16 protein-coding genes and 1 pseudogene are annotated in these 16,052 nt (G+C 63.5%); 6 read left to right on the forward strand and 11 right to left on the reverse strand.

Annotation, left to right across the window (positions count from 1 at the left end; genetic code table 11):
- Positions 1-523: pseudogene (locus ACIQ17_RS20915) on the reverse strand (hypothetical protein); the annotation flags it as partial.
- A 196-nt stretch (positions 524-719) separates the two neighbouring features.
- Between ACIQ17_RS20915 and ACIQ17_RS20920 the strand changes: the two are divergent.
- On the forward strand, positions 720-923 hold the full coding sequence (locus ACIQ17_RS20920) for a hypothetical protein (protein ID WP_398471025.1): 204 nt from the start codon (positions 720-722) through the stop codon (positions 921-923).
- A gap of 58 nt (positions 924-981) precedes the next feature.
- Positions 982-1,719 (forward strand): hypothetical protein, encoded by a 738-nt coding sequence (locus ACIQ17_RS20925; protein WP_398471007.1) that lies wholly within the window; start codon positions 982-984, stop codon positions 1,717-1,719.
- A 105-nt stretch (positions 1,720-1,824) separates the two neighbouring features.
- On the opposite strand, the gene ACIQ17_RS20930 is transcribed toward ACIQ17_RS20925, so the two are convergent.
- From ACIQ17_RS20930 to ACIQ17_RS20945, 4 genes are all read right to left on the reverse strand, one after another.
- Positions 1,825-2,796, reverse strand: a complete 972-nt coding sequence (locus tag ACIQ17_RS20930; protein ID WP_398471008.1) for a sterol desaturase family protein — start codon at positions 2,794-2,796, stop codon at positions 1,825-1,827.
- 131 nt (positions 2,797-2,927) lie between these two features.
- Complete coding sequence (locus tag ACIQ17_RS20935) at positions 2,928-3,506, reverse strand: DUF1254 domain-containing protein (protein ID WP_398471009.1); 579 nt, start codon at positions 3,504-3,506, stop codon at positions 2,928-2,930.
- A complete protein-coding gene (locus ACIQ17_RS20940; RefSeq protein WP_398471010.1) occupies positions 3,503-4,084 on the reverse strand; it encodes a DUF1214 domain-containing protein in 582 nt (193 codons plus the stop codon). Before ACIQ17_RS20940 ends, ACIQ17_RS20935 begins: the two co-directional genes overlap by 4 nt.
- Positions 4,085-4,111: 27 nt before the next feature.
- A complete protein-coding gene (locus tag ACIQ17_RS20945; protein ID WP_398471011.1) occupies positions 4,112-6,382 on the reverse strand; it encodes a transglycosylase domain-containing protein in 2,271 nt (756 codons plus the stop codon).
- A 227-nt stretch (positions 6,383-6,609) separates the two neighbouring features.
- Here ACIQ17_RS20945 and ACIQ17_RS20950 point away from each other — a divergent pair, with 227 nt between their 5' ends.
- From ACIQ17_RS20950 to ACIQ17_RS20965, 4 genes are all read left to right on the forward strand, one after another.
- Positions 6,610-7,122, forward strand: coding sequence for a YcgN family cysteine cluster protein (locus tag ACIQ17_RS20950; protein WP_398471012.1), 513 nt, complete (start codon positions 6,610-6,612; stop codon positions 7,120-7,122).
- The gene (locus ACIQ17_RS20955; RefSeq protein ID WP_398471013.1) at positions 7,123-7,875 is read left to right on the forward strand and encodes a glycosyltransferase family 2 protein; all 753 of its coding nucleotides are present in this window, start codon (positions 7,123-7,125) and stop codon (positions 7,873-7,875) included.
- 151 nt (positions 7,876-8,026) lie between these two features.
- Positions 8,027-9,628, forward strand: a complete 1,602-nt coding sequence (locus tag ACIQ17_RS20960; RefSeq protein ID WP_398471015.1) for an MDR family MFS transporter — start codon at positions 8,027-8,029, stop codon at positions 9,626-9,628.
- A 112-nt stretch (positions 9,629-9,740) separates the two neighbouring features.
- Entirely contained in the window at positions 9,741-10,841 is a 1,101-nt protein-coding gene (locus ACIQ17_RS20965) for a Fic family protein (RefSeq protein ID WP_398471016.1), read from the forward strand.
- A 128-nt stretch (positions 10,842-10,969) separates the two neighbouring features.
- Here the strand turns inward: ACIQ17_RS20965 and ACIQ17_RS20970 are convergent, their stop codons facing one another.
- The 6 genes from ACIQ17_RS20970 to ACIQ17_RS20995 all read right to left on the reverse strand — a co-directional run.
- Positions 10,970-11,974 (reverse strand): transporter, encoded by a 1,005-nt coding sequence (locus ACIQ17_RS20970; protein ID WP_398471017.1) that lies wholly within the window; start codon positions 11,972-11,974, stop codon positions 10,970-10,972.
- Between the two features lie 33 nt (positions 11,975-12,007).
- The gene (locus tag ACIQ17_RS20975; protein WP_398471018.1) at positions 12,008-12,949 is read right to left on the reverse strand and encodes an HlyD family secretion protein; all 942 of its coding nucleotides are present in this window, start codon (positions 12,947-12,949) and stop codon (positions 12,008-12,010) included.
- Complete coding sequence (locus ACIQ17_RS20980) at positions 12,949-13,188, reverse strand: DUF3302 domain-containing protein (RefSeq protein ID WP_398471019.1); 240 nt, start codon at positions 13,186-13,188, stop codon at positions 12,949-12,951. Before ACIQ17_RS20980 ends, ACIQ17_RS20975 begins: the two co-directional genes overlap by 1 nt.
- A complete protein-coding gene (locus ACIQ17_RS20985; RefSeq protein ID WP_398471021.1) occupies positions 13,185-14,630 on the reverse strand; it encodes a DUF1254 domain-containing protein in 1,446 nt (481 codons plus the stop codon). Before ACIQ17_RS20985 ends, ACIQ17_RS20980 begins: the two co-directional genes overlap by 4 nt.
- 72 nt (positions 14,631-14,702) lie before the next feature.
- Positions 14,703-15,677 (reverse strand): HAD family hydrolase, encoded by a 975-nt coding sequence (locus ACIQ17_RS20990; protein ID WP_398471022.1) that lies wholly within the window; start codon positions 15,675-15,677, stop codon positions 14,703-14,705.
- A 12-nt stretch (positions 15,678-15,689) separates the two neighbouring features.
- On the reverse strand, positions 15,690-16,052 hold a 363-nt coding region (locus ACIQ17_RS20995; protein ID WP_398471023.1), incomplete at its 5' end, for a DUF1214 domain-containing protein.

The following is a 16,052-nucleotide window of genomic DNA, read 5'->3' on the forward strand; positions in this document are numbered from 1 at the left end:
AGGTCGCATCATGGAAGGGCAGGCGGTGAGCGTCGGCAACCAGCACCGTATTGTTCGACGAGAACACGTCGCTGCCAACCACCTCGATATCCGGATCGTTGTAGAGATCATGCGAGCCCGCGCCGATGGTGGCGCCACCGACGACGAGTACGACCGGCCGCGGATTGTCCCGTTTCAACATCGCGATGAACTTGCCGCAATTGTCGGCCGCGACGGGATTTCCACCAAATGTGAATCGATGCAGGCGCGAACCGAGCGAGCGGCCGGTGGTGTCGCGGTTGAGCACCGAACCGTGCTCGCGGCGATACATCGTGCGATCGAACACGCTCGCTTCGAAATCGATCAGCACCGGCTGGCCATCGACCATGGGAAAGCCTTCGGTGGAGTAATCGCAGCGATAATTCACGCAGGATGGTTTGGCGTGAATGTCCGAGATCGGCGAACCGCAACGCGGGCAGCGCATCCGTTCCTTCCAGTTCGGAGACAGGTGAAGATCGTCCACGCTTTGCAGTGTTGCGCTCATCGTCAGATTTCGTCCTGCATGTCTGTCGGGTGAGTCGAATGCGGGGAGGCGTCGATCTGTTCCCCGCCGGTACTTTCAGACAAGAATGCGGCGAGATGTCGTTAAAGTCTGCGCAATGTCTTTAAGGACTCGTTAACCATAAATCTCCTTAATGCCATGGCGCCTCCGCATGGAGATGGCGCAAGAGGCGGAGACCATGGGCGATATCATCAAGTTCCCGGCGGATGCGGCAGCGCGACGACTGGGCGTGGATGTGGCCCCGCAACCGCTCGAGGCATCTGCACAAATTCTGATCCTTCCGGTGATCCGCATCGAGCGTCATGTCGATGACAAGAACGGACGCGGCCCGGGAGAAGGTGCTGCGCCAAGCCGTCGTCGCAAGCGCCGCGCGCGATCCTGATCGCGGAACAAACAACATGCCGATGACAGGTCCACCGAACCGTCCACGGCTTCGGCGCATGGCGCCGATTCTGGCCTGCGCCATGTGGGGCGGCATGACGCTTGGCGGCTGCGCGGGTGGCGATTTTGGCCGAACGCGCAACAACGCCGTGACGGACGACATGCATCGCTGGGTTGGCGTCGAAGCAACCGGTAGCGTTGGCTTGAAGTCATCCGACTTCCAGCTCACCGATATCGAACGGCAATTGCGGGATCAGGCCTATCCGTTGATCGAGCCGCCGCATTCGCGTCCGTTGTGGAAGAGCGTGTTCGGCGACTACAAGCCGATCGAATCGCCATGGCGGCAGAACGTCGTGTTCGATCGCACCGCTTATGGAAGGTTGCTCATCGACGAGCCGCACCGTTCCCATACGTCTCGCTATGCGGTGCTGATGGACGATGTGCGCAACGACATCCTGCGCTTCGAGAGCTTCTATGCCACGGCATGGCGGATCACCGAACTCGATCGCAAGCGCGCAGCGAGCCTCAAACTGGTGTCGGCGCTCGAACCCAAAGAGCGTGGCGATGCCAATGCGCGCATGGATGAGAACGCGCTGATCGTGCAGTGGGTCGAGCAGTGCCTGCAGCGCCGTGTTGCGTCCTACAAATGGGCGCTCGAACGTCTCGTGATCCACGCGCCGGACAACACCGCGGCCAGTGCCGATATGCTGATCAATGAACTCGCATCGCAGGCCAATGCGGCGGCGGGCACGCTGGTGCCGGTGCGGCCGGGCAGGGCGCTCCGCGTTGGTGGATAGCCGTCGTCGTAGGGCGGATTAGCCGACTTGTCCGCCCTAGCTCGAAGCGCGACGGCGGAAGCCGTAATCCGCCGGCCGACTTCATGGCGGAAACTCCGTGGCGGATTACGCTTCGCTAATCCGCCCTACAGCTTCAGGCTTCTCCGCCGCCTCGATCGGTTCGACCCGCTTTCCCAAAATCTCCCGCGCGCCCTTGCGTGAAAAGGGCTGCATGATCTGGCCGACAAAATCCGGCGCCACTTTGCCGCTGATGCCGAGCCTGTCGGGCGAGGCCTTGTCCGGATTGAGATAGGTGCCGAACACATGATCCCAGATCATGATGTTCTCGCAGTAATTGCTGTTGCCCTCTTTCAGCGTCTTCGAGTGATGCCAGCGATGCAGCTTTGGCGTTGCGAAGATGGGATCAAACAGCGCGGTTCGCGTTTCCACATTGCAATGGGTGAGCAGGCCGGTGATCGCCGTGACGGCGCCGACCCACAGGAACACCTGCAGCGGTGCGTCGAGCAGATAGAGCGGCGCCTGGCTCAGCACCATCTTGATCAGCGAATCCACCACATGGAAGCGGCCGGTATTCACCACCCACAATCTCACCACGCTGTGGTGAAGTGCGTGAAAGCGCCAGAAGAACAGGTTTTCATGGGCGATACGATGCGACCAGTAGAGGCCGAACTCGGCGATCACCAGCGCCAGCACCACTTGCGCGATCAGCGGCCATTGCGTCGGCCAGAGCTGCGAGACGTGATCGTCCGCACGCGTGACAGTTGCCACAGCCATCGGAACGATCGCGGTCGCGGCGACAGCGAGTTGCGCCGCGCCCTTGGTGAGGAGCGTGTGGCCGATATCATTCAGCGTCTCGCCGTCATGATCGAGCCATTCCGGCCGATGCGGCGTTGCGCGTTCGAGCAGGAAGATGGCGCCGAGCAGGGCGGCATAGACGACGTTGAACCACATGATGGGGGCACTGCTTGCGAACGCAAACCACGAGCCGACCAGCGCGCCGAAATACAATAGCGGCCACCAGACGAAGGAGAGCAGATAGGAGGATGTGGATTCCGCTGTGGCCTGATCGTGGGGCATGCCAGTTCCGCTTCGCTCGATTCGTCGTGTCATGTCATCGACACGCAGCATCGCGCAGGCGGATGGCAGGCAGATTACGCGGAGGCGGTTGTCAGAGGTTTTCCATGCGGGAAAAGGTCACGGGCTCGAGATCAGCGCTTACCCTTTGTCGACGCGGCAGGCGGCTCCGTCTGCACGCGGCAGTTGGAGGCGGCCAGCGAGGCCTGCGCCTGGGGCATCAGACCGGGCTCGGCGGCCAGCGCCTTCAATACGATCAGGCCCGTCGTGGTCGGTGAATCGATGATCAGGCGGTCGGCGGCGGTGACGTCTTCTTCTTCCGGCAGCGCCTCATGCTGCGCCTCGGTCATCAGATCGAGCTCGATGACGCGGCGGCCGGCGGAGCGGTCATTGATGGCGTAATAGGCGACGTCGCTGCGGGTGTAGAACGACACCGAGGTGTAGGACTGGCTCACCGGCACCGTCAGCTTGATCGGTCCCTTCGAGAGATCGTAGCGACACACCGCCATCGCAAAGGCCGGATCCATGAAAGGCAGCAGCGCATTGGCGGGATTGGTCTGCGCCAGCGGCGTCACTGCATTTTCCGTGGTGACAGCTGCGAGCCGCGAATAGGCGTCCTGGGTGGCGATGCGCGGCAGCGCCAGCACGCTGACCAGATGCACCACGCCGCCGAGCAACACGCCGCCAATGATGGTGAACAGCAGCCGGATCATGACGGGCAGCCCGCGGTGGCGATGGCCGGCATCGGCGCATCCTTCTGGCTGCGCGTGGCGACGCCCACCGGCGTATCGTACAGCCGCAGCGCCAGCACATAGCGATCGATGGCGCTGGTCGGCAGCCAGTTGCCGGCCCGGGATCGTGCGGCGATACGGATCTCGAAGGCGCCATCGGCGCTGCGCACCACTTCCTGGCTGGTGAAGCCGTAGCGCTCCAGCGTGTTGGCGACGAGGCGGCCTTTGGTGTCGTAGAGCGTCAGCGTCCAGAAGCGGGCAGGCGGCGTCACGCCGCTGATGACCACGTCGCAGCGACCATCGAGCAGCTTGTTGTTGTCATCCCGCGTGGCTGTGAAGGTGATGCCGTCGCCGGTACCGATCGGCAATTCGCCGGAGCGCGCGATGCTGGCACGGGCATAGGGATCGATCTCGTTGGAACCGCTGCGCGGCCGCGCGGTCCACGAGCCGATGGTCAGCGTGCCCAATTCGACGCCCCGCGTGGCCGTCGTCCAGGTCAGGCCAAGGCCGACGCCGGCTGCGATTGCGAGCGCCAGAAGCGTGAGGAAGATCAGCCGCACGTCGCCACCACTGTCATGTCGTCAACGTCAATTCTTGCGGGTGGGAGCAGGGGCGGGCTTTGCGGAAGCATCGCCGGCCGCCGCATAGTTTTCCGGGAAGGCGAGCATCAAAGAGGACGCGCGCGGCTTCACCGGCTCGTCGGTCGACGAGGTTCGACCGACCGACTTGCCGGCATCGTCGAGCATCTTCTCCACGCGCAGCAGGATGTCCGCACCGCGCCGTGTCAGCACCGGCGGTGGGCCGGGCTTCTGGTCCTGTGCATTGGCCGCCATGGCGGCAGATGCCGCCGCTGCCGGATTCTTCGTGCCCATGCCGACGCCCGGCAATTCCCGGATCTCGATGCCCTGATGCGCGGCCACCATGATGTCGCGCCAGGTCTGCGCCGGCAGCGAGCCGCCGGTCATGCGGTTGGTCGGCGAGTAGTCGTCATTGCCGTACCAGACGGCGGCGGCGAAGTTGCCGGTGTAGCCGGCAAACCAGGCGTCGCGATACGCATTGGTCGTGCCGGTCTTGCCTGCCGTCGGAATGCCGTCCATGGCGGCGCGACGCGCGGTGCCTTCGCTCACCACATGGCTCATCATCTCCGCCATGTCGGCAGCGACGGAAGCCGGGATCGCCTGGGTCGGCTTCGGCCCGTCGCGGTCATAGCGCCAGACCAGATCGCCGGCGCCGGTGCGCACTTCCAGCACCGAATGCGGCGACACCGCGCGGCCCTTGTTGGGGAAGGTGACATAGGCAGTGGCGTGCTCGACCACCGAGACTTCCGTGGAGCCGATGGGCAGCGACGGCGTGTCGAGCAGCGGCGCCTTGATGCCGAATTTGCGCGCGACCTCGACGATCTTGGCGCGGCCGGCCTTCGGGCTGCCCTTGCCGAGCGCGATGGAGATCTTCACCGGCACCACATTGATCGAGCGCGTGATCGCCTGGGTCAGCGTGACATTGCCCGAATAGGAATGACCGTAATTCTGTGGGCACCAGTTGCCGATACAGACGGGGCCATCGAGGATCACCGATTTCGGCGTGTAACCATTCAGCAGCGCCGCCGTGTAGACATAGGGCTTGAACGACGAACCGGGCTGGCGCATCGCGTCCACCGCGCGGTTGAACTGGCTGGCGCCATAGTCGCGGCCGCCCACCATGGCGCGGATGCCGCCGTCGAGATCGGCGAGCACGGCCGCCGCCTGCGTCGCGTGATAGTCGCGGCCGAACTGGCGGAGCTGGTTTTCGACGGCCGCTTCTGCGGCCCGCTGCACGTTCATGTCGATGGCGGTGCGCACCACGAACACGCGTTCGACATACGACTTTGGAAATGTATCGACGAGGCGGCGCATCTCGTCAAAAGCCCAGTCGAGATAGTAGTTCGGCGACACTTCCTGGCGGCGATCGACGGCGATGGCCGGATTGCGGCGGGCGCCGAATACCTGGCCTTCGGTCATGAAGCCGGCATCGACCATGTTGTCGAGCACCTGGTTGGCGCGGGCGCGCGCGGCGGGCAGGTTGATGTGCGGCGCGTATTTGGTTGGCGCCTTGAACAGGCCGGCCAGCATCGCGGCTTCCGCCAGCGTCACGTCGCGTGCGGATTTGTTGAAATAGAAATGCGCGGCGCCGTCGACGCCGAAGGTGCCGCCACCCATATAGGCGCGGTCGAGATAGAGTTTCAGAATCTCGTTCTTGGTCAGGCGCGTCTCGAGCCAGATCGCGAGGAAGGCCTCATTGACCTTGCGCTCGATGGTGCGCTCATTGGTCAGGAACAGGTTCTTCGCCAGCTGCTGCGAAATCGACGAGCCGCCCTGGCGCACGCCGCCGGCCTGCGCATTGGTGACGAGCGCGCGCGCGGTGCCGGCGATGTCGATGCCGAAATGGTCGTAGAAGCGACGGTCTTCGGTGGCCAGCGTCGCCTTGATCAGGTTGTCCGGAAAATCTTCGAGCGGGATCGAGTCGTTATGCTTGATGCCGCGGCTGCCGATCGGGTTGCCGTAGCGGTCGAGGAAGGTGACGGCGAGGTCGGATTTCTTCAGCCAGTCTTCGTCAGACGTTTCGCGGAACGCCGGCTGGGCGAGCGCGAGCATCAGCACCAGGCCGCCGAGGCCGAGGGTGGCGGCTTCCGACAGCGGCTCGATGAACAGCCAGCGCTTCCAGCTGCCCACATGGAACCGGTCCATGAAAGTGGAATAGCGCTCCCACAGCTCGCGGGTGCCGCGACCGGAGGAAAACAGGCCGGAATCGATGCGCGCGTCGAGGTCCAGCAGGAAATGCCGGACTTTGGTGATCCACGTCGACGGGTCGATCTTCGGCACCTGGGGCCTTGGTCTTGTTGCAGCGAAAGCCTCGCCCGAACGGGCAAAGCCAGCGTCTGTTGCGGAATCATTGCGGCATCCCGGCGGCAGTGTTGCGGCACGGGAGACTCGTCAAAGTTTTACCCGAGCGAGGGCGATAAACCAATGGCGGCGCAGCACAATTGCTGCTCAGGGCTAACGCCGCTAGAAGAGCGCTTCGCCCACACGTTTGGACTCATTCAAGCCGCATGACCGCACGCTCCCCACGTCTCTCCGGTCAGGAGGGAATGTTCTGGAAAACCAAGACGTTGGAAGAGATGTCCGACGCCGAATGGGAGAGCCTGTGCGACGGCTGCGGGCGCTGCTGCCTGAATAAGCTGGAAGACGAGGATACCGGCCGGATCTATTACACCCACATCTCCTGCAAGCTCCTCGATGCCAATCTATGTGCCTGCAAGGACTATCCAAATCGCTCCGACCAAGTGCCGGACTGCGTCCGCCTGACGCCCGAGAATGTCCGCGAGCTGAGCTGGTTGCCCCATAGCTGCGGCTACAAGCTGGCGGCTGAAAAGCGCGATCTGTACTGGTGGCATCCGCTGATTTCCGGCAGTTCCGAGACTGTCCACGAGGCCGGCGTCTCGGTGCGCGGGCGGGTGGAAGCATCAGAAGAAACCGTGCCGGATGAGGAGCTTGAGGACCATATCGTGTCCTGGCCAGCGCAATTGCCGCGCAAGGCGAAATTGAAGAAGCGGCCGGCATAGATGACATCGGCGCCGCGGCTTTCTCTCATTGTCATCACCAAGAACGAGGAAGCAGGCATCGGTCGCTGCCTGGCTTCGGTGCCGTGCGCGGACGAGATCATCGTCGTCGACAGTGGCAGCAGCGATCGCACCGTCGAGATCGCGGAAGCCCTCGGCGCCAGGGTTATCGTGACGTCCGACTGGCCCGGCTTTGGTCCGCAAAAGGCGCGGGCGCTGGCGCAGGCCCGTGGCGAGTGGGTGCTGTCCCTCGATGCCGATGAGTGGCTGGATCCTGCGGCGATCGAGCCGCTGCAGGCCGCGATGGCGGCGGATGCGCCGGCCTGGCGCATGTCGCGGCGCTCGCGGTTCTGCGGACATGTCATCAATCACGGCGGCTGGTCGCCGGATTATGTGACGCGGCTGTTCCGGCGCGGGCAGGGGCGGTTCTCCGATGATCTCGTCCATGAGCGCGTGATCATCGATGGCGCCGTCCGCACGGCCTCGTTCCGCATCGAGCATGACAGCATCACCTCGCGCGCCGATGCCGAGGACAAGATCGTCCGTTACGCCGCCGCCGCCGCGCAGCAGATGTTTTCCCGCGGCAAGCGCGCCGGCGCCATTCAGGCGCCGCTGCATGGCTGGGCGGCGTTCATCAAGACCTTCATCCTCCGCGCCGGCTTCCTCGATGGGGCCGCAGGATGGGACGTGGCCGATTACAATCGCCGTTACGCCCACCAGAAATGGCGCCGGCTGGCCGAACTCAGCCGCGGCTGATCACGCATTCGCGAGCGGCCGCCCGCGGCGGGATGCTCCCATGCAATGAAACAACTGTCGCGCGCGGCTTCGGAAGCATAGATTTTTATCAACGCTCCGGCGCGCGCATGTTGCGTCGCTGACGGCGCGGTTTCATTGCATCGAAGAGTTCATGAACAAGATCGACCGCCAGCGTCGCGGCTCCGCCCGCGACCAGCAAGTGCCCGACGAAATTCTGTCCGACGAGATTGCCGAAGAGCTCTCGCGCATCCCCACCGAAGCCATCGATCTCAAACACACGCCGCCGCCGGTGACGCCGGCACCGCTGACCCAGGCTGAAATCCGCACCATCCTGATCAGCCTGCTGCTCGCAATGTTCCTCGCGGCGCTCGACCAGACCATCGTCGCCTCCGCGCTGCCGACCATCGGCCGGCAATTCGGCGATGTCTCCAATCTCTCTTGGGTGATCACCGCCTATCTCTTGGCATCGACGGCCGTGGCGCCGGTGTTCGGCACGCTGAGCGACATCTATGGCCGCCGCGCCACCATCATCGCGGCGATGGCGTTGTTTCTTGTCGGCTCGGTGCTGTGCGCGCTGGCGCCGAACATGATCACGCTCATCATCGCCCGCGCCCTGCAGGGGCTCGGCGGCGGCGGCATTCTGCCGATCGTGCAGACCATCATTTCCGATGTCGTCTCACCGAAGGAACGCGGCCAGTATCAGGCCTATTTCAGCAGTGTCTGGGTCGCGGCCGGCATTGGCGGCCCCATCCTTGGCGGCGTGTTTGCCGAGCATCTGCACTGGTCGATGATCTTCTGGATCAACATCCCGCTCGGCATCGGCGCGCTCGCGTTGATGCTGCCGAACATGAAGAAGATCCCGGTCTTCCATCGCCGCCGCAGGGTGGATTGGCTTGGCGGCGTCCTGCTGATGGTCTCGGCCGTCGCCTTCATGCTGGCACTGACCTGGGGCGGCACGCGCTTTTCGTGGCTGTCGCCGACCATCATCGCGCTGCTCGGCTCCGCGGTCGCCATCGGCCTCGCTTTCGTCTGGCATGCGATGCGCACGGACCAGCCGTTCCTGCCGTTGTCCTTGATCGGCGGGCGGGTGGTGCCGTTTGCCATGGCCGCGGGTGGCTGCTGTATGGGCGCGATGCTCGGCCTCACTGTGCACCTGCCTCTTTATTACGAGGTGGTCTATGGCCTCACGGCCGCCGAAGCCGGCATGGCGCTGATCCCGATCGCGGCGGTGTCCGTGCTCGGCGCGCTCATCGCCGGGCGCACCATGGCCCGGGCCGTACACTACAAGCGCATCGCGATCTTCGGCACATCCGTGGCGGCTGCCATGGGCCTCGCCATCGCTCTGCTGACGCCGCTGCCGCTCTGGCAGCTGCTCACCATGCTCGGCATTCTGGCCATCGGCCTCGGCATGATCTTTCCGGTCAGCCTGGTCTCGATCCAGAACGCGGTGCCGCGTCCGCAGGTCGGCACTGTCACCGGCGCCATGAACTTCTTCCGCGCGCTGGTGTCGTCCTTCACCGTCGCCGCCTTCACCACGGTGCTGCTGATGGCGCTCGGGCCAAATCTCACGATTCATGGCGAGCACGCGCAAGCGACACAGGCCATCGCGCGCGAGGATATGATCATCGCGTTCCGCTACGTTTTCGAGTCCGCCGCGGCGATGCTCGCGCTCGCAGCGTTCTTTCTCTTGCTGATGGAAGAGCGCCCGCTGGCGGGGCCGGCGAAGCATGCGCCGAGCGTGGTGTCGGAATAGCGCGGAGGCTGTGATGAGATTGCAGAGCTTAATCTCGTCATTTCGCGAATAGAATAGCATTGCGCAGGTTCCGGATTTTCGGCATATTCTCCGCAAATATCGACGAGAATACATGCCCTATATTCACGACATCGAGGGATGGCCTGAGCTGCACTGGCGCCTGGAGGGGCTGACCGAGCAGCTTGCCGCCGTGCGTCACAAGCAGGGCAGGCTGGTCGGGCGGATGGAGGCGCTCGGTTTCGATCTGCGGATCGAGGCGTCCCTGCAGACGCTCACCGAAGATGTCGTCAAATCCGGCGCCATCGAAGGCGAAGTGCTGGATCGCGATCAGGTACGAAGCTCACTTGCGCGGCGGTTGGGCGTGGATATTGGCGCGCTGGCACCGGCCGACCGGCATGTGGATGGCGTCGTCGAGATGATCCTCGATGCGACCGGACAATATCGGACCGAGCTCAGCGCGGAGCGGCTGTTCGGATGGCATGCTGCGTTGTTTCCGACGGGCCGCAGCGGCATGACCAAAATCGTCACCGGCGGCTGGCGCACCGCGCAATCCGGCCCGATGCAAGTCGTGTCCGGGCCGGCCGAGCACGAGCGGATTCATTATGAGGCGCCGGCCGCCGACCGGCTGAGCGACGAGATGCAGCGCTTCCTTGCATGGTTCGACTCCGGAACGACGATCGATCCGGTGTTGAAGGCCGGTGTCGCTCATCTCTGGTTCGTGACGATCCATCCGTTCGAGGACGGCAACGGACGTATCGCGCGCGCCATCGCCGACATGGCGCTCGCGCGCTCTGAAAACAGTGCGCAGCGCTTCTACAGCATGTCCGCGCAGATCCGCCTGGAGCGCAGCGCCTATTACGACATGCTGGAAGCCACCCAGAAGGGGACGCTCGATATCACTGGATGGCTTCTCTGGTTTCTCGGCTGCCTGGACCGCGCCATCGACGGCGCCGACGCGCTGCTGGCCGATGTGATCCGCAAGGCGCGCTTCTGGGAGCTGCATGGCACCACATCGCTCAGCGATCGGCAGCGCCTCGTGGTCAATCGCCTGCTCGATGGTTTCGAGGGCAAGCTCACCTCGTCGAAATGGGCCAAGCTCACAAAAGTCTCGCAGGCGACGGCGTCGCGCGACATCGATGATCTCCTGACGCGTGGCATCCTGCAGAAGGATGCAGCAGGCGGGCGCAGCACGAGCTATTCGCTGAAGGGCTGAATAGAAAATGCAGCGGCCGTAGGATGGGTTGAGCGTAGCGATACCCATCACCACAAGCAGGTGCGGTGATGGGTATCGCTACGGCGCTTGCGCGCCTGCGCTCAACCCATCCTACGATCGTCACTTCACTATTTCCGATAGAGCGGCTTCAGCGGCGTATGCTCCGGTGCCTTTGGCGAGATGGCGAAGGTCACCCAGGTATTGAACCCTTCGGGGCGGTTTTCCGCGGCGAATTCCTTGTAGCCCTTGATGTTCAGATAACCCTGCATGTCGCCGACCGGAAACAGGAAGCCGATCTGCGGACCGATGCCGGCGACGCGCGAGCGGAAGCCACCGAGCGATGCCGGTGCGCCGAAGTCATCGGTGATCTGCTGGAAGTAATAGCCGGCAAGGCCGAGCTGGACCTGCTTGGTCACGAAATGCGACGCGCCCCAGTCGAGATGGAAGTCGATGCCGTTCTGGTACTGGGTCGATGTGTTCTTGAAATTATAGGTCATGCCGGCGACCGCAGAGAATTCATTGCCGGTCTGCGGATTGAAATAGGTGTAGCCGCCGCCGAAATCGATGGCGCCGTGGCCGATGCCGAGATTGGCGAGCCGGTTCGGATCATAATCGCCGATCGGAATGTCGCCCATGCCATAGACCATATAGTTGTGCACGCCCTTGTTCCATTTCAGCGCGACCTGCGCGATCACGTCGCCATAGGAAGTGAGCTCCTGCGAGCGACTGAGCGCGATCGTGTTGCCGAGCGGACCCGTGAGGGACAGATCCGCGGAAGCGATGTTGCGGCCGGCGATGCCGAGTACGCTCACCGAGGCCTGCGCGCCGAGCACGGGCGTCGCGAAGACGTAGGTTGGTCCATAGGCCACGAGATCGCCGCGGCCGGCAATGCCGACATCGACGCGGCCGCCGCGCGGAAACTGTTGACCTGCGCCGGAACTGACATCGGCGTGAATGTAGATGGTGGCCCATGACCAGCCCGGCGTGACCGGCGTGGCAGCCAGACTGCCAAACTGGCCAGGAAGCCAGAAGCTGAGGCCACCTTCATCGGCGGACGCAGGATCGATCGCTCCGGCGAGGATCGAAATGAACGCGATACTTGCTGCACCACTCAAGACTGACTTGCGTTTCATGGCATTTCCCCAATGCAGGCTGGTCTCACTTCATCAGAACGGATTGACGTAGTTCAGGATCGCGACCTGCCGCAGGATGACGCGGCGGACCATGTGGGTCGGCACCATGCGGTCAGTATAGATGGCGGCGGTGCCGGTGCTGCCGGCGGGCAGGTGATCGGCGATGACGGCATCGTCGAGACGGATGCGGACGACAAAGGGGGCGGCGACAATCGATTTCGGTGCGACCGCGATGCCCGATATCTGTGTCTGGCCCGGCGCGATCGCCTGCAGCACGCTCTCGACCTTGCCGGGATAGATCTGCCCCGGCGCGAATTTGAAGGTGGCCTCGACCTCCTGGCCGGGCCGCACATGGCGTGCGTCGATCTGGTCGATCTCGACGCCGATGATGGTGGCGGATGTCTCGATGAAGGCCATCACCGGCGACAGCGGCAGGTTCGACACCCGTGCCCCCTTGCGCAAGGCCAGATTGGTGACATAGCCATCGGCCGGCGCGCGGACGGTGGTCTTGTCGAGATTCCACCGCGCGGACTCAAGCTGTCCCTTGAGCTGATCGAATTCCGACTGCCGTTGCTCGACATCGAAGCCGCGCCCGGCATCGCGCTCATAGAGCCGCGTCATCTGGTCGAGGCGGGTACGCGCCAGTTGAAACTGCGCATCGATGGTCTTCACCTGCGCGGCATAAGGCGTCGGATCGATCCGGAACAGGACATCGCCGGCCTTCAGCGGCGTATTCGCCATTGCTGCGACCTCGGTCACTTCGCCGGCCACATCGGGCACGACCGCGACGGCATTGCGCACCACCAGTGCGCTGCCTTGCGGTGCGCCCCAGCCCATCGGCACCAGCAGGCCGAACAGGATCAGCGCCATCACGATGAAGGGGGATGCCTTCCAGAACAGGTTGAAGCGCACGATCCCGAAATGCACCAGCAGAAACAGCAGCACCAGATAGGAGTTGAACAGCGCCGCGCCCATCACGCATCTTCCACGCTGCGTGCGGGGATATCGAGATAGGCCCAGACGAAAGCGACGGGCCATAGCGCGAAGCCGCAGATCAGCGTGATCCAGCCTGCCACCGACACCGCCTGTGCATGGGGATGGCCGCGCGATCTTGCGATATGGCCGGGCAGCCAGCCGGCAATGCAGAAAACGCCGATGGCGCTGGCGGCGAGGATGACGAGAACGATCCAGGCGAAGATGTCGTAGCCGGTCATCTGACTTCCTCGAAGTCGCCGGGCTTCCAACTGCCGTCGAAGGCGGGGCCATCAGGCCCGTAGAGACGGAGATAGACGAACCATCCCTTTTCCGGGATGGTCTTGATCCACTGGCCTTGCTGTCCTGCTGGCGGAGCCGGACCAAAATAGAGGTCGGTCATTCCCGCTTTCGGCGTATCTTTCAACTCGACCAGCGAGCGGAGTGCGGCCTTGTCCTGGTCGGTCTGAATCTGCGAGCGCGTCGCGGTGTCGTAGACGGTGATCGACCAGAACAGCTTTTGCGGCACCGGCTGCGGCACGCTCAGTTTGTATGTCTTGCTTCCATCCAGGAAGGCGCCGGTGCCGTCTCGCAGGCCAAGCCAGTAAAGCGAGCCGGCGCCGGGCGTGCGCAGGACCATCTTGGGCGACATGCCGACCGCCTGCGAAAACCAGCGATCGCGCGCTTCGAGGTCGATGCCTGTCGGCAGTTCGAAGCCGCCATTCTCAAACCGCAGCGTTGCATATTCCCATTTGCGATCCGGCCAGACCACGCGGTCCGGACGCGCGCTGGCGAAGCCGGCGACCAGCATCTGATCGCGTCCCATCCTGGCGGCACGTTCCAGGATTGCTTTCATCCTGTTGTCAGGAGCAAACGGCTTGCCTTGCTCGATCCCCAGCATGGCCAGCATGCCGGTCATCGGGCGGAATTCCTCAATCGGCGGTTCTTCCTGAACGACCTTGTGCAGTTTCTCCCAGAACTGGATGTTGTCTTCCCAGCGAAGCAATGTGATGTCGATCTTCTCGCTTGTGCGATCGACGAAGTCATAGGCGGGAGGATTGATCGCTTTCGACAGGGGATAGATCTTGATCTTGCGCTGGGCCTCCAGCCCGGCGGTCATGTCGCCATCTGGCGGCAATGCGCGTGCGCCGATCAGGATGAAGTTCGTCTTCGAGCGCGCCGTGTAATAGCCGCTCGGAGTCTCGCCCTTGAAGTCCGGCGGCAGGATCAGATGTTTGCCGCCTTTGCCCGCATCTTCACCGGGCAGGCCGATATCCGCGACCCAGCCGAAATGATGGTCGTTGACGATTCCGAGATAGGGACCTGGCGGCAGCTCGATCACCGTTGGACCGAACAGCTTGAGATTGACGGTTGTCCCCATGTAGGGTGTGTCGGAATTGCCCGTGAACAGCGTGTGCCGCGGGCCGCCCGACAGGATCAGCGCGGCTTCGTTGTCCTTGACGCCGGTGTCCCGCTGGCCCTGGAAGGTCGCCTCCATGGAGACCGTCGGATAGAAGAAGCGATAGGCCTGGATGGCCCGCTGGACGTCCTGTTCGTCCTGAACGCGTTGTGCGGTTTCCGCCGTCGGAAAGCCGCCTCTGAATTCGTAGGATTGTGCGGGGAGGGCATCATTCATCGCAATGAGACACAGCGATGAGAGCAGAGCGATCCCGATGCGTTTCATAGTGAGCGTCCTTCCGGTGTCTTCCCGACGTCTGATTTGCCTGGACCAGCGATACGATCCGACCGCACGTCCTCATTTCCCGATCACGACCTTCCAGTCCTGCTTGATGCTGACGATCTGGAAGCCGTAGCGGCGCGCGGCGTTGAGCGAGAAATCGTCGGGCTCCGCATAGGCGAATTCGCGCTCGGCATCGTCGTGGTCGATCAGCAGCTGGAAGCTCGGCCCGCTGCGATCCTTCGACCAGCGCATCATGGCGATGTCGCCGCGGCCGCCTTCATTGCCGGCGACGAAGAGCGGGCGCGCGCCGATGGTCCGGTTGATGGTGACGGGCTTGCCGTCCTGATCGTTGAGATGTTCGACATGACCGGCGAAGACGAGAACGGTCTTGCCGTCGCGCTCGTCGAGCCTGGTCCGCACGTTGCTGCCCATCACGCGCTCCGGCGGAATGCCGAACATCTCCGGCGCGAGTTCGCGCGTGATGAGCAGGGGACTGCCGCTGCAGATCCAACTGGTAAAACCGTTCGCCTGCAGATAGGCGAGCAGTTCCTGCATCGGACGATAGATGGCGCGCCCATAGGACACGCCGAAGATTTCGTTCGGCCTGTTCGCGATCAGAGAGCGGACATTGGCGATGATCTGTTCAGTGGTCTTGCCATCGGTTACTGCCGCGATGAGGTCGTTCAATCCCTGTTCGCCGAGCGCGTGAAGCCCGGCGTGATCGCCTTTCAACAATGCGGCGACGGCGGGCCTGTTGCCGAGATCAGGAGTCCTGGCGACGGCGTCCCGGATGTCGGCGAGGATCGGAATGAGCGCGAGCGGGATCGGCCTTTCCGGTACGAGGGTGCCGTCCATGTCGAACACCGCGATCCGTTCTGGCGGGGGCACGAAGTCGGACCCGCCCGCCTGCGTGACCTTTGCGACGAAGGCGACGATGGCCTGCTTTGCCGGCGTCTCGTTCCATGACGGCAGCGGATCGGTCTGCGCATGCGCGGAGGTGGCCCAGGCGAGCATTGCGAGGATGGTCAGCGCGATGCGGCGGATGCTCATGGCGCTCGTCCTCTAGCGTTTGACCAGCGGCGGCGGAAAGTAGGTGCCGTTGGCGACGCCGTCGATGGGACCGTAGAAGCGGAAGGTCAGGCGGTAGATGGAGCCCTTCGGCGTCGGCAGCCAGTTGCCGTCGGGCGTGCCGGCCGGTTTCTCGGCGGCGAAATGCAGCGTCAGCGATCCGTCGTTGTTGTAGTCCGGCCTGGTCTCGCGATTGAGCAGATAGCGCTGCGTCGGATTGGGCAGCACGCGGAAATGCGCGGTGTCGACGGCGATGACCGACCAGAAATAATTGGCGAAAGACTGCGGCAGCTGATCCTTCGGAAAGGTCATGCTGTAGCTGTTGTCCCCGGAGAGCTTGGCGCCTGAGCCATCGGT

The organism is Tardiphaga sp. (genome assembly GCF_044340795.1).
In the GTDB taxonomy this organism is placed as follows: domain Bacteria; phylum Pseudomonadota; class Alphaproteobacteria; order Rhizobiales; family Xanthobacteraceae; genus Tardiphaga.

Coding starts and splice junctions, on each gene's coding strand:
- ACIQ17_RS20985 (WP_398471021.1), bottom strand. CDS start 14,630: ATGAAACGCATCGGGATCGCTCTGCTCTCATCGCTGTGTCTCATTGCG.
- ACIQ17_RS20975 (WP_398471018.1), bottom strand. CDS start 12,949: ATGGGCGCGGCGCTGTTCAACTCCTATCTGGTGCTGCTGTTTCTGCTG.
- ACIQ17_RS20960 (WP_398471015.1), top strand. CDS start 8,027: ATGAACAAGATCGACCGCCAGCGTCGCGGCTCCGCCCGCGACCAGCAA.
- ACIQ17_RS20965 (WP_398471016.1), top strand. CDS start 9,741: ATGCCCTATATTCACGACATCGAGGGATGGCCTGAGCTGCACTGGCGC.
- ACIQ17_RS20920 (WP_398471025.1), top strand. CDS start 720: ATGGGCGATATCATCAAGTTCCCGGCGGATGCGGCAGCGCGACGACTG.
- ACIQ17_RS20950 (WP_398471012.1), top strand. CDS start 6,610: ATGACCGCACGCTCCCCACGTCTCTCCGGTCAGGAGGGAATGTTCTGG.
- ACIQ17_RS20970 (WP_398471017.1), bottom strand. CDS start 11,974: ATGAAACGCAAGTCAGTCTTGAGTGGTGCAGCAAGTATCGCGTTCATT.
- ACIQ17_RS20980 (WP_398471019.1), bottom strand. CDS start 13,188: ATGACCGGCTACGACATCTTCGCCTGGATCGTTCTCGTCATCCTCGCC.
- ACIQ17_RS20930 (WP_398471008.1), bottom strand. CDS start 2,796: ATGCCCCACGATCAGGCCACAGCGGAATCCACATCCTCCTATCTGCTC.
- ACIQ17_RS20990 (WP_398471022.1), bottom strand. CDS start 15,677: ATGAGCATCCGCCGCATCGCGCTGACCATCCTCGCAATGCTCGCCTGG.
- ACIQ17_RS20935 (WP_398471009.1), bottom strand. CDS start 3,506: ATGATCCGGCTGCTGTTCACCATCATTGGCGGCGTGTTGCTCGGCGGC.
- ACIQ17_RS20925 (WP_398471007.1), top strand. CDS start 982: ATGGCGCCGATTCTGGCCTGCGCCATGTGGGGCGGCATGACGCTTGGC.
- ACIQ17_RS20955 (WP_398471013.1), top strand. CDS start 7,123: ATGACATCGGCGCCGCGGCTTTCTCTCATTGTCATCACCAAGAACGAG.